We start from the raw sequence: 11974 nt of genomic DNA, 5'->3' as shown, positions 1-11974 counted from the left end.
CACAAGCCATCTGTTTACCTATTTTTTATATTGAATCCTTAAAGGAGTGCGGCACATGTCAAAAGGGCATTCGCTACAAGACCCTTACTTGAATACTTTACGTAAAGAGAAAGTGGGGGTTTCCATCTACCTGGTCAACGGGATCAAACTGCAAGGTACGATCGAGTCTTTCGACCAGTTCGTTATCCTGCTGAAAAACACCGTCAGCCAGATGGTTTACAAACACGCTATCTCTACAGTGGTGCCGGTTCGTCCAATTCGTCTGCCTAGCGCAACCGAATCCGAAGCAGGTGACGCTGAGCCAGGTAACGCCTGATAGGAGTCTCCTTTGTTCTTTGAGCGCCACGGTGGTGGTGAGCGAGTGATCCTCGTTCACTTGGATGGACAGGACCCTGAGGCGCGCGAAGATCCGCAGGAGTTTCAGGAACTGGCTAATTCGGCGGGCGCCGAGACCGTTGCGTTTTTTAACGTGCCGCGTCATCGGCCAACCGCCAAATTCCTCATTGGCAGTGGCAAGGTCGAGGAACTGCGCGACCTGGTCAAGGCCGAAGAGGCCGATCTGGTGATTTTCAATCACATCCTCACGCCCAGTCAGGAACGTAACCTCGAACGTGTTTTCGAGTGTCGCGTGATCGACCGCACCGGTCTGATTCTCGATATTTTCGCCCAGCGCGCCCGTACCCATGAAGGCAAGCTCCAGGTAGAACTGGCCCAGCTTGACCACATGAGCACCCGGCTGGTTCGTGGCTGGACTCACCTTGAACGCCAAGGTGGCGGTATCGGCATGCGTGGCCCGGGTGAAACCCAGCTGGAGACCGACCGTCGCTTGCTGCGGGTTCGCCTGCGACAGATCAAAGGCCGGCTGGAAAAAGTGCGCAGCCAGCGCGAACAGTCGCGACGCGGCCGTATGCGTGCGGATATCCCTACCGTGTCTTTGGTGGGGTATACCAACGCCGGTAAATCCACGCTCTTCAATAACGTGACGAAATCCGACGTGTACGCGGCTGACCAGTTGTTTGCCACGCTGGACCCGACCTTGCGCCGTCTGGAACTGGACGACCTGGGGCCGATTGTCCTGGCTGACACGGTGGGTTTCATTCGCCACTTGCCCCACAAGCTGGTCGAGGCATTTCGGTCTACCCTCGAAGAGTCGAGCAACTCCGACCTGCTGTTGCACGTGATCGATGCGGCCGAACCGGATCGCATGTTGCAGATCGAGCAGGTGATGGTGGTGCTGGGCGAGATTGGTGCTCAGGACTTGCCGATCCTCGAGGTCTATAACAAACTCGATTTGCTTGAAGGCGTTGAGCCACAAATCCAGCGCGACGAAAACGGTAAGCCTCAACGGGTCTGGCTGTCGGCGCGTGATGGCAGTGGTCTGGAATTGCTTGAGCAAGCCATTGCCGAGTTGCTGGGCAGTGAGTTGTTTATCGGTACCTTGCGTTTGCCGCAACGATTCGCTCGACTGCGTGCGCAGTTTTTCGAGCTCGGAGCGGTGCAGAAAGAAGAACACGACGAAGAAGGTGTCAGCTTGCTGGCCGTTCGATTGCCGCGCTCGGAGCTCAATCGGCTGGTCAGCCGTGAAGGCGTTGTGCCGACAGAGTTCATCGAACAACACACTTTGCAATAAAAGCCTGAAAAAGCGGTTGTGCCGCGGTGACAGGCATTCTGTAGCATTGGTCGGCGCGCCGTGGGTGCGTCTTTGCTTTATCAGATGGAGAGCGCTATGGCTTGGAATGAGCCGGGTGGCAACTCGAATAATCAGGATCCTTGGGGTGGCAAACGCCGCAATAACGGCGACCGCAAGGGACCACCGGATCTCGACGAGGCCTTCCGAAAGCTGCAGGAAAGCCTGAACGGGTTGTTCGGTGGTGGTAAGAAACGCGGTGATGACGGTGGCGGTTCGGGCAGGAGTAGCGGCTTCGGCGGTCTGCTCGGCATCGGCCTGGTCGTGTTGGCGGCCGTATGGCTGTACAGCGCGGTCTATGTAGTCGACGAGCAGGAGCAAGCCGTGGTGCTGCGCTTCGGCAAGTACTACGAAACTGTCGGCCCGGGTCTGAACATCTATTTCCCGCCGCTTGATCGCAAGTACCTGGAAAACGTCACGCGTGAGCGTGCCTATACCAAGCAGGGTCAAATGCTCACTGAAGACGAAAACATCGTCGAAGTGCCGCTGACCGTGCAGTACAAGATCAGCAACCTGCAGGACTTCGTGCTGAGCGTTGATCAGCCGGAAATCAGCCTTCAGCACGCGACCGAAAGTGCCTTGCGCCACGTGGTGGGTTCCACCGCGATGGACCAGGTGCTGACCGAAGGTCGTGAATTGATGGCCAGCGAAATCAAGGAGCGTCTGCAACGCTTCATGGATACCTATCGCACCGGCATCACCGTCACCCAGGTCAACGTACAGAGCGCAGCCGCACCGCGTGAAGTGCAGGAAGCCTTCGATGACGTGATCCGCGCCCGTGAAGACGAGCAGCGTTCGCGCAACCAGGCTGAAACCTACGCCAACGGCGTCGTGCCGGAAGCCCGTGGTCAGGCTCAGCGCATCATCGAAGATGCCAATGGTTACCGTGACGAAACCGTCTCGCGAGCCAAGGGTGAGGCCGATCGCTTCACCAAACTGGTGGCCGAGTACCGCAAGGCACCTGAAGTCACCCGTGAGCGTCTGTACCTGGACACCATGCAGGAAGTCTTCAGCAACACCAGCAAGGTTCTCGTGACCGGCAACAAGAATGGCCAGAGCAATCTGCTGTACTTGCCGCTGGATAAAATGGTCGAAAGTGGTCGCAGCACCAGCACTTCGGTGACCGGTGCGGCAGCCACCAGCAATGAAGCGAATGCGCGTGCGGCAGCCGATCTGCAGCAACAGCCAGCACGTACCAGGGAGAGTCGCTGATGAGCAATAAATCGCTGATCGCCCTTATTGTCGGCGTCGTCGTGGCGATCGCTGCCTGGAACTGCTTCTACATCGTGGCTCAGACCGAGCGTGCGGTGCTGCTGCAGTTCGGTCGCGTGGTCCAGGCTGATGTTCAGCCAGGTCTGCATGTGAAAGTGCCTTACGTTAACCAGGTGCGCAAATTCGACGCACGCCTGATGACGCTGGATGCACCGACACAACGCTTCCTGACGCTGGAAAAGAAAGCCGTCATGGTCGATGCCTACGCCAAGTGGCGCGTGAAAGATGCCGAGCGCTTCTACACCGCGACTTCCGGCCTCAAGCAGATTGCTGACGAACGTCTTTCCCGTCGTCTGGAATCGGGCCTGCGTGACCAGTTTGGTAAGCGCACGCTGCACGAAGTGGTTTCCGGTGAGCGCGATGCGCTGATGACCGATATCACGGCTTCGCTGAACAAGATGGCGGAAAAAGAGCTGGGCATCGAAGTTGTCGATGTTCGGGTCAAGGCCATCGATCTGCCGAAAGAAGTGAACCGCAGCGTGTTCGAGCGCATGAGTTCCGAGCGTGAGCGTGAAGCTCGCGAGCACCGCGCCAAGGGTAACGAACTGTCAGAAGGCATTCGTGCCGACGCTGATCGTCAACGCCGCGTGTTGCTGGCTGAAGCCTATCGTGAATCCGAAGAGGTTCGCGGTGATGGTGACGCCCAGGCTGCTGCGATTTACTCCAAGGCCTACGGCCAGGATCAGGAGTTCTACGGTTTCTACCGTAGCCTGCGTGCCTACCGTGAAAGCTTCGCGAACAAATCCGACGTCATGGTCCTGGACCCAAGCAGCGACTTCTTCCGTTACCTGGAAAAAGCCAAGCCTTGATACGACGTTGACCTGAATCATCCCCCGCCTGACGGCTAACACCTCGGGCGGGGTGATCCTTTGGGAAAACGTGTGTATGATGCGGCAGCCGGGAAATTCCCGGCTTTTTTGCGTCTGCACGTTTGATTGCTGTTTTTTATGCAGGCGTCCGAGTTGAATGACTCGACAGGTTTTTCGAGGAAAGTGGTTGGTGAAGCCGATTTCAGGCTTTTCGCCGCGTTGTTCATGCGCGTGGTTTGCACATGAGCCGATCATTTTCTGCTTCACTCAAGGCTCGCCCAAAGGCTTGCCGCCCGGATCATAGGGGAATGGCGTAATGGCAACGGTAGACCGCTGGCTGCTGCCAGATGGCATCGAAGAAGTACTGCCACCAGAAGCGGCGCGCATTGAAGTCGCGCGTCGTCAGGTGTTGGATCTGTTCCAGAGCTGGGGTTACGAGTTTGTCGTGACTCCCCATATCGAGTACCTGGAATCCCTGCTGACCGGCGCGGGCCAGGACCTTGATCTGCGTACCTTCAAGGTCATCGACCCGCAATCGGGCCGGCAGATGGGTTTCCGTGCTGACATCACGCCGCAAGTGGCGCGCATCGATGCGCACACCTTGCGTCGCGAAGGCCCGAGCCGTCTGTGCTATGCCGGTAGCGTGCTGCACGCTCAGCCGCGCGCCTTGTCGTCCTCGCGCAGCCCGATCCAGCTGGGTGCCGAGTTGTACGGCGATGCCAGCCCGAGCAGCGACGTGGAAGTCATCAGCCTGATGTTGGCTATGCTGCAACTGGCCGATGTGCCGGATGTGCACATGGACCTCGGTCATGTGGGTATCTACCGCGGCCTGGCTCGCGCCGCCGGTTTGTCCGGTGAAGTTGAACAGCAGTTGTTCGATGCGTTGCAACGTAAGGCCATCGACGAGGTCATTACGTTGACCGAAGGCTTGCCTGCCGATCTGTCGGGCATGTTGCGGGCGTTGGTCGACCTGTGTGGCGGCCGTGAAGTATTGAGCGCTGCCCGCGAGCGTCTGGCGAATGCGCCAGCGCCGGTATTGGCCGCTCTGGACGACTTGCTGGCGATTGCCGAGCGTCTGTCCACGCGTTTCCCTGAGTTGCCGTTGTATTTCGACCTGGGCGAGTTGCGCGGCTACCACTACCACACCGGTGTGGTGTTTGCGGTGTTCGTACCGGGTGTTGGCCAGTCCATTGCTCAGGGCGGTCGTTACGACGACATCGGTGCCGACTTCGGTCGTGCCCGTCCGGCAACCGGCTTCTCTACCGATTTGAAAACCCTGGTGACCCTGGGGCGTGCTGAGATCGAGTTACCGTCTGGCGGTATCTGGATGCCTGACAGTACGGATGCGGCACTCTGGCAGCAGGTTTGCCAGTTGCGCAGTGAGGGTCAGCGTGTCGTTCAGGCGTTGCCTGGGCAACCTTTGGCCGCCGCCCGTGAAGCGGACTGCGACCGGCAATTGATTCAGCAGAACGGGCTTTGGCAAGTATCGCCACTGGCTTCTTGAGTTTTCCTGTCGGCCGCGGCCGGCACCAAGTTTGCGCGAATGAGGACAAGTGTTATGGGTAAGAATGTCGTAGTCCTGGGCACCCAATGGGGTGATGAGGGCAAAGGCAAGATCGTTGATCTGCTGACCGAACATGCTGCCGCCGTAGTGCGCTACCAGGGTGGCCACAACGCTGGTCACACCTTGGTGATCGATGGCGAAAAAACCGTCTTGCACCTGATCCCGTCGGGCGTGCTGCGCGAAGGCGTGCAATGCTTGATCGGCAACGGCGTGGTGGTTGCACCCGACGCTCTGCTGCGGGAAATCATCAAGCTGGAAGAGAAAGGCGTACCGGTGCGCGAGCGCCTGCGTATCAGCCCGTCCTGCCCGCTGATCCTGTCCTATCACGTAGCGCTGGACCAGGCGCGTGAAAAGGCCCGTGGCGAGCTGAAGATCGGTACTACCGGTCGCGGCATCGGCCCGGCCTACGAAGACAAGGTTGCACGTCGTGGCCTGCGCGTAGGCGATCTGCTCAACATGCCGCGCTTTGAAGCCAAGCTGCGTGAACTGGTGGAATACCACAACTTCATGTTGGTCGGTTTCTACAAAGAGCCAGCCATTGACTTCGACAAAACCCTGGCTGAGTGCAAAGAATACGCTGAACTGCTCAAGCCGCTGATGCTGGACGTGACTGCCGAGCTGCACGACCTGCGTCGGGCTGGCAAAGACATCATGTTCGAAGGCGCCCAAGGTTCGTTGCTGGACATCGACCACGGCACCTACCCGTACGTGACCAGCTCTAACACCACTGCTGGCGGCGTTGCTACCGGTTCGGGCGTTGGTCCTATGTTCCTGGACTACATCCTGGGTATCACCAAGGCTTACACCACACGCGTAGGTTCGGGTCCATTCCCGACTGAGCTGTTCGACGAAGTCGGTGCGCACCTGGCTAAACAAGGTCACGAGTTCGGCGCGACTACTGGCCGTGCTCGTCGTTGTGGCTGGTTTGACGCCGTTATCCTGCGCCGCGCTATCGATGTGAACAGCATCTCGGGCATCTGCCTGACCAAGCTGGACGTACTCGACGGTCTGGAAACCATCAACATTTGCGTCGGCTACAAAGATGCAGAAGGTAAGGACGTTGCCCCGACTGACGCTGACAGCTACATAGGCCTGCAGCCGGTGTACGAAGAAGTGCTGGGCTGGACAGAGTCGACCGTGGGTGCCAAAACCCTGGAAGAGCTGCCAGCTAACGCCCGTGCTTACATCAAGCGCGTTGAAGAGCTGATCGGTGCGCCGATTGACATTATTTCGACGGGGCCGGACCGCAACGAAACCATCGTTCTGCGTCACCCGTTCGCTTAATAAGTCGTTGATGTAAAACACAAAGGCCCCTTAATTGGGGCCTTTGTCGTTTCTGCCTGTCGGACGGCACGACCCTTGCTGTGAACTTCATTAAGCGCATCGCTTCTAGCGTGCCATCAATTTAATGGCGTTAAAGCAGAGGGATTCTAAGTGTCGGCCGTTCTCTCACTGTTACAAAGCCGTCTATTACGGCCTGTGTTCGTTACCCTTGGTATCGCACTGTTGGTGCAGGTGCTGGTGGCTGTCGCCCTGACTCGGAGCACAGTGACCGCACTGGAAGCCGATCTGGGTGTGCGCCTGGGTGCCGACAGTCAAAAACTTTCCGGTGAGTTGGAGCAAGCGGGGCGTGAAGTCACGTCGAGCCTCGACAGCCTCTCCACCAGTACTCGTCAGCGCCTTACGGCGGGCTTGTCCTCGCGATTGAAGGACGAGCAGGCACAACTGCGTGCGACGCTGGAGAAGGATCTGAAGGACTCCGCCAACGATATGGCGCAGCTTCTGGCTTCGGTCGCACCTCGCGCCATGTGGGACAGCGACGTTCCAACCCTGTCCGAATTCGCCCGCCGGGCTCAGCGTAATCCCAACGTGCTGTTCGTGGTCTACGACGACGCGACGGGGCAGCATCTGACGCGCTACCTCAACCGGGAAAACCCGATCAACAAAGCCCTTCTGGAAAAAGGCCAGGGCGAACGGGCGCTGGACAAGGTTCTGGATGCGGCGAAGAACGATCCATCGGTCTATTACCTGGAGGCCTCGATCAATCCTAACGGCGTGGAAATCGGCAAGGTCTTGATGGGCGTCTCGACCGCCTCGGTGGAAACCGATCTGGCGGCCCTGGACAAACGCTTCTCGGCGCTGATCGCCAGCAGCGATCAATTGGTGGGCGACAGCCTCAAGGGCGCCGCAGCTGATAGCGCAGCCGCGATGGGTGCGCGCTTGCAGTCGGCGCAATCCACGGCCTCTGAAATGCAAGCCAACACCACCAGCACTGTTCAGGAAGCGGCGGGCACTTTGCGCTGGCGCATCGGCATGGGCCTGGCGCTGGTAGGGTGCGGTGTGCTGCTGTTGCTCGCGGTGGTGTTGGGTCGTCGGGTGGTCAATCGCTTGAAATTGCTCATTGCTGCCATGGACGACCTGGCGGCGGGCGAGGGCGATCTGACCAAGCGCGTGCAGATCAACAGCAAGGACGAAATCGGCGACATGGCCTCGGCGGTCAATCGCTTTGTGGATAAGTTGCAGCCGATCGTGCGTGAAGCGGGCGATGTGGCTCAACGCACTGGCGTGGAAATCGGCGCCATGACTTTACGTAATGCCGGGGCCGATAAAGCAGCGGGCATGCAACGTGATGAAGTGGCCGAGAGCCTGCGGGCGTTGTCGCAAATGGCTGACGAAGCCCAGTCTGAAAGTCATGCCATGCAGGCTGCCTTGCAGCAAGTGGTGGACATTCGTTCGGCCACGGATGAAAACACGCGGACGTCGGCGAAAGTCGGCAGCCTGATCGAGGCGTTGGCCGGGCAGGTCGATACCGGGGCGAAAGTCATTGAGCGGCTGGCGCAGCAGAGTGAGCAGATTGAAGTGGTGCTGACGGTGATTCACGGGATCGCCGAGCAGACCAACCTGCTGGCGCTGAACGCGGCCATCGAAGCGGCGCGTGCGGGTGAGACCGGTCGCGGGTTTGCTGTGGTGGCCGATGAAGTGCGGGCGCTGGCGAGCAAGACGCAAAGCTCTACCGGCGACATTCAGGCGCACATCGTTGCTTTGCAGCAAGGTGCGCGTGAGGCGGTGGCCGCGATCGGTCAGGCCGGGCGTCAGGCCAGTGAAGGTTTGCTGGTGCTGCGTGACAGTGCGCGGTTGCAGCAGTCGGTGCAGGCGTCGGTCGAGCAAGTGCATGCGGCGATAGGTCTGGCAACGCAGGCAGCGGCGCATCAGGCGCAAGGCGCGCAAGCGGTGCGCGGTCGGGTTGAAACCATTCATGCGCAGGCTGAGAAAGCGGCTCAAGCGGTGGTGGAAACCACGGCCAGCGGCAAGGTGCTGGATGGCTTGGCGGCGCAGTTGAAGGCGAGTTTGGGGCAGTTCAGGGCCTGATCGGTTTTCTGGTCTGGCCCCTTCGCGAGCAAGTCGAATCGTCGCACCGCCGCCCCCACATTAGACCGCGATCAAATGTGGGAGCGGGCTTGCTCGCGAAGGCAATGTCAGCGGCTCAAATACATCCGGGTTGTTAAAAGGTAGACCGGCAACCCCGACACCAATATCAACAACGCCGCATAAGGCGCCGCCGCCGCAAACTCCACGTTCGCGGTATGCGCCCAGACTTCCGTCGCCAGCGTATTGAGCCCGGTCGGACTCAGCAGCAACGTCGCCGTCAATTCCTTCATCGCATCCAGAAACACCAGCGCAAACGCCGCGCCCAGCGCCGGGAAGATGATCGGCAACGTCACCCGACAAAACGCACTGAAGGACGACGCTCCGAGCGTGCGTGCAGCCTCTTCCAGTTGCGGCGCAGCCTTGTTCAGCGCCGTGCGAATCGGTGCCTGCGCCAGCGGCAGAAACAACAGCGCATAAGCAATCAGCAGCAGCGCAGAAGTCTGGTACAGCGCCGGCACATAATGCAGGGCGAAATACACCAGCGTCAGTGCGATCACCAGTCCTGGCAGCGCATGCAGCAGATACGGCAAGCGCTCGGCCCAGATCGCCAATTGGCCTTTGTAGCGGACCACCAGCAATCCCACTGGCACTGCCAACACCAGGCACAGCGCCGCGCCACCCAGCGACAACGCCAGGGAGGAGAGCAGCGCTTCGCTGATCGCAGCTACCGGGAACGCAGCCGACGAACCCGCTGCCAGCCAGTACGCCAGCATCCCGAGCGGAATACCGCTGCCGATGATCGCCAGTGCCAGGCAATAAAGTTGTCCAGCAGCAGCCCAAGGCCCCAGCCGAACCTGTTCCGCATGCCGGGCCGCGCCCTGACCGGTACGCACGTGTCGGCCCTTGCCGCGTACGCGCAGTTCCAGCCACAGCAGCATCAGACACAGCGCCAGCAACACGGCGGAAAGCATCGCAGCATTTGCGTTACTGAATTCCAGTTCGAACTGTTGATAGATCGCGGTGGTAAAGGTTTGCAGTCCGATGATCGACAACGCACCGAATTCCACCAGCATGTGCAGCGCGATCAGCAGTGAGCCGGCGAGTAGTGATGGCCAGAGCAGCGGCAGGGTAATTCTGAAAAACACGCCCCAGCGATTCTGCCCCAGTGTGCGGGCGGACTCTTCGAGAGAGGGATCGAGATTGCGCAGGGTCGCCGCGACCGGCAGAAAGATCAGCGGATACTTGGACAGGGTCATCACCAGGATCGCCCCGCCCAAGCCTTCGAAATGAGCGCTCAGCGATACCCAGGTAAAGCTGCTGACAAATGCCGGTACTGCGAACGGCAGGCACAAAATCACGCCCCACAAGCGCCGCCCCGACAAGTTGCTGCGCTCAAGCAGCCAAGCCAGCGACAGGCCGATCACGCCACAGGCGAGCGTCACACCGACCATCAGCGCCAGGGTGTTGCGCAGCAGGCCAAACACATAAGGGCGCCACAACAAATGCAGCGCCTCGGCCCAACCGGCCTGCCAGGTTTTGAGCGCGACATATGCCAGGGGCAACAGGCTGAGCACCACCAGCAGCAAAACCGGTAGCAACAGCCAGATCGATGGCCGCTTGCGCCGTGGCACATAACCCCTGCGCGCGACGGGGGTGGATAACGATGCGCTCATCAGTTCAAGCCAACGTCACGTTCCAGGTCCAGGGCTTCTTCGGCATTGCCGAGGTCAGCTGGCGTGACTTTCGGTGCTTCCAGCTCGCTGAACGGCTTGAGCCCACGATCCGATTCCATGCCTTTGTGCAGCGGGTATTCGGCGGTGGTCTGGGTGATCACGCGCTGACCTTCTTCGCTGGCCATGTAGGCAAGGAATTGCTGGGCTTCTTTTGGATGCTTGCTGGATTTCAGCACGGCCGCACTGGAAACAGTGATCAGTCCGCCGACATCGCCGCCGGTGAAATAATGCAGTTTCGAATCGAGCTGACCTTTTTCACGCTGCAAGGCGAACCAGTAATAGTTGTTCACCAGCACGGTAGCGACTTCGCCGTTTTCCACCGCCTTCAGTGCAACCATGTTGTTGCTGTAGGTCTTGCCGAAAGCACGCAAACCGGTCAGCCATTCTTCGGCCGCGTCCATGCCGTGCACTTTGATGATCGCCACGGCTTGTTCCTGAAACGCGCCGCTGGTGGGAACGAAGCCGACCTTTCCTTGCCATTTCGGATCGGAGAACTCCATGACTGACTTGGGCAGGTCTTTTTCATCGATCAGTTTCGGGTTGAAGGCGACCACGCGGACCCGGGCGGTGACACCGATCCAGGTGCCGTTGCCGGCGACGTAGTCTTTCGGCAGAACGGCAAGGGTGGCGGCATCGGTCTGTGCCAGCAGGCCTTGTTCGCCGAGTTTGTTCAGTGGTGGCGATTCTTCGGTGTAGATCACGTCGGCAGGGGAGCGATCGCCTTCTTCGACGACCTGGCTGGCGAGCTGGTTGCTGCTGCCTTTGCGCACATTGACGTGAATCCCGGTCTTGGCTTCGAAGGCTTTGGCGATGGCATCGCCGACTTCTTTGTGTTGACCGTTATAGAGTGTCAGGGAAACCGGTTCGGCGGCGTGGGTGAGGGGAGTGGCGAGTACCAGGCCGAGGAGGGTAAAGGTCAGGCCGCGGCGCAGGGTATTTCGAAACATCATTCGCAGGGTTCCTCACTGTTGCATTGCAATAACTTGCAACAATGATAAACGATATTGTTTCTCAAGTGCGCCTTGCGGGGGCGAGAAGGGTTTGCTAGAGCGTCCGGGATTAACTTCTCAAACCCCGGAAACGCAAAAACCCGCTTTCGCGGGTTTCTGTGAAATTCAAGATCATGACCTTGAATTTGAATTGGTGCCCAGAAGAAGACTCGAACTTCCACGACCTTGCGGTCACCAGCACCTGAAGCTGGCGTGTCTACCAATTTCACCATCTGGGCATTATCTTCAGCGTTGCCGCTGTTGATGTGGCGCACTATACGGAGAGCTTTTTGATCTGTAAACCCCTGATTTAGTTTTAATAAATCAGAGGCTTAGAATGCAAAAAACCCGCTTTCGCGGGTTTTTGTGTGAGCCTTGAAATTGAACTAATCTCAAGCTCGAAATTGGTGCCCAGAAGAAGACTCGAACTTCCACGACCTTGCGGTCACCAGCACCTGAAGCTGGCGTGTCTACCAATTTCACCATCTGGGCATTATCGGCAATGCGTCTGCGTCGTCGATGGCGCGCACTATACGGAGCGTCTTTTTAAC

The 11974-nt window shown here is 58.9% G+C and carries 9 protein-coding genes and 2 tRNA genes; 7 read left to right on the top strand and 4 right to left on the bottom strand.

Features of this window, described 5'->3' with window-relative positions:
* The first annotated feature begins 55 nt into the window (after nt 1–55).
* From hfq to CKW16_RS04520, 7 genes are all read left to right on the top strand, one after another.
* The gene (gene hfq / locus CKW16_RS04550; RefSeq protein ID WP_007902656.1) at nt 56–316 is read left to right on the top strand and encodes an RNA chaperone Hfq; all 261 of its coding nucleotides are present in this window, start codon (nt 56–58) and stop codon (nt 314–316) included.
* Nucleotides 317–328: 12 nt separating this feature from the next.
* The gene (gene hflX / locus CKW16_RS04545; protein ID WP_095127396.1) at nt 329–1630 is read left to right on the top strand and encodes a ribosome rescue GTPase HflX; all 1302 of its coding nucleotides are present in this window, start codon (nt 329–331) and stop codon (nt 1628–1630) included.
* 96 nt (nt 1631–1726) lie between these two features.
* Nucleotides 1727–2899 (top strand): FtsH protease activity modulator HflK, encoded by a 1173-nt coding sequence (gene hflK, locus CKW16_RS04540; protein WP_095127395.1) that lies wholly within the window; start codon nt 1727–1729, stop codon nt 2897–2899.
* Nucleotides 2899–3768: a protease modulator HflC gene (hflC, locus tag CKW16_RS04535; protein ID WP_056746351.1), complete on the top strand. Its 870-nt coding sequence runs from the start codon at nt 2899–2901 to the stop codon at nt 3766–3768. The genes hflK and hflC overlap by 1 nt, the downstream gene beginning before the upstream one ends.
* Before the next feature lie 316 nt (nt 3769–4084).
* Nucleotides 4085–5272 (top strand): ATP phosphoribosyltransferase regulatory subunit, encoded by a 1188-nt coding sequence (locus CKW16_RS04530; protein ID WP_007939588.1) that lies wholly within the window; start codon nt 4085–4087, stop codon nt 5270–5272.
* A 54-nt stretch (nt 5273–5326) separates the two neighbouring features.
* Entirely contained in the window at nt 5327–6616 is a 1290-nt protein-coding gene (locus tag CKW16_RS04525; RefSeq protein ID WP_095127394.1) for an adenylosuccinate synthase, read from the top strand.
* A 150-nt stretch (nt 6617–6766) separates the two neighbouring features.
* On the top strand, nt 6767–8701 hold the full coding sequence (locus CKW16_RS04520) for a methyl-accepting chemotaxis protein (RefSeq protein ID WP_095127393.1): 1935 nt from the start codon (nt 6767–6769) through the stop codon (nt 8699–8701).
* A 107-nt stretch (nt 8702–8808) separates the two neighbouring features.
* On the opposite strand, the gene CKW16_RS04515 is transcribed toward CKW16_RS04520, so the two are convergent.
* From CKW16_RS04515 to CKW16_RS04500, 4 genes are all read right to left on the bottom strand, one after another.
* Complete coding sequence (locus CKW16_RS04515; protein WP_095127392.1) at nt 8809–10374, bottom strand: iron ABC transporter permease; 1566 nt, start codon at nt 10372–10374, stop codon at nt 8809–8811.
* Nucleotides 10374–11384: an extracellular solute-binding protein gene (locus CKW16_RS04510; RefSeq protein WP_095127391.1), complete on the bottom strand. Its 1011-nt coding sequence runs from the start codon at nt 11382–11384 to the stop codon at nt 10374–10376. Before CKW16_RS04510 ends, CKW16_RS04515 begins: the two co-directional genes overlap by 1 nt.
* Nucleotides 11385–11575: 191 nt before the next feature.
* A tRNA-Leu gene (locus tag CKW16_RS04505) sits at nt 11576–11662 on the bottom strand.
* Nucleotides 11663–11828: 166 nt separating this feature from the next.
* Nucleotides 11829–11915 (bottom strand) — tRNA-Leu (locus CKW16_RS04500).
* Between the last annotated feature and the right edge of the window lie 59 nt (nt 11916–11974).

Origin of the sequence: Pseudomonas sp. Irchel s3h14 (genome assembly GCF_900187425.1) — a bacterium.
Taxonomy (GTDB): Bacteria; Pseudomonadota; Gammaproteobacteria; order Pseudomonadales; family Pseudomonadaceae; genus Aquipseudomonas.
Note: the sequence above shows the minus strand (reverse complement) of the source record. Positions and strands in the feature narration are given on the sequence as shown.

Bases quoted from the DNA above. Each gene is read 5' to 3' on its own strand.
- hflC (WP_056746351.1), top strand. From the start codon at position 2,899: ATGAGCAATAAATCGCTGATCGCCCTTATTGTCGGCGTCGTCGTGGCG.
- hflK (WP_095127395.1), top strand. From the start codon at position 1,727: ATGGCTTGGAATGAGCCGGGTGGCAACTCGAATAATCAGGATCCTTGG.
- CKW16_RS04525 (WP_095127394.1), top strand. From the start codon at position 5,327: ATGGGTAAGAATGTCGTAGTCCTGGGCACCCAATGGGGTGATGAGGGC.
- CKW16_RS04530 (WP_007939588.1), top strand. From the start codon at position 4,085: ATGGCAACGGTAGACCGCTGGCTGCTGCCAGATGGCATCGAAGAAGTA.
- CKW16_RS04515 (WP_095127392.1), bottom strand. From the start codon at position 10,374: ATGAGCGCATCGTTATCCACCCCCGTCGCGCGCAGGGGTTATGTGCCA.
- CKW16_RS04510 (WP_095127391.1), bottom strand. From the start codon at position 11,384: ATGATGTTTCGAAATACCCTGCGCCGCGGCCTGACCTTTACCCTCCTC.
- hfq (WP_007902656.1), top strand. From the start codon at position 56: ATGTCAAAAGGGCATTCGCTACAAGACCCTTACTTGAATACTTTACGT.